Source organism: Mucilaginibacter sp. P4_E8 (assembly GCF_056401495.1).
This window is the reverse complement of sequence record NZ_JBFUJG010000462.1, coordinates 1-502: the sequence shown is the minus strand read 5'-3', so window position 1 is coordinate 502 and position 502 is coordinate 1. Positions and strand designations below refer to the sequence as shown.

Below are 502 nucleotides of genomic sequence, written 5' to 3'. Positions count from 1 at the left end.
CTAATGCAGCAGGCACTTGTAAGCCATTTGATATGATATGTGCTTCAAGCCGGAGATGTAATACTATAAATTCAGTGTTAGCAAATCTAAGTTCTTGATTGCTTGTGATCAAATCCGAACCCTTGGATAATTTTTTAAATGCAGAATCCTTTTGAGCTTTAACAATATAACCATCTGCAACCCATTTTTGCAGAAATAGATATTTATTTACTTGATAAGTATGAGTATTCACATTAGCTGTATCCGTTACATCTAAGGGTCGTACCATGGAATATTTATTACTTTTCTTCCCTTGCTGATGATTACCAGTTTTAACTATAATATTATTATCAACAAGTTTCAATAAAATTGATGTTTACTTGATAAGTATGAGTATTCACATTAGCTGTATCCGTTACATCTAAGGGTCGTACCATGGAATATTTATTACTTTTCTTCCCTTGCTGATGATTACCAGTTTTAACTATAATATTATTATCAACAAGTTTCGATAAAATTGATG

General features: G+C 31.3%; 1 protein-coding gene. It reads right to left on the bottom strand.

Features of this window, described 5'->3' with window-relative positions:
- Positions 1–343 (bottom strand): hypothetical protein (locus tag AC1DRQ_RS32100; protein ID WP_477430302.1); only part of this gene is annotated, 343 nt, incomplete at its 3' end.
- Positions 344–502: the final 159 nt, after the last annotated feature.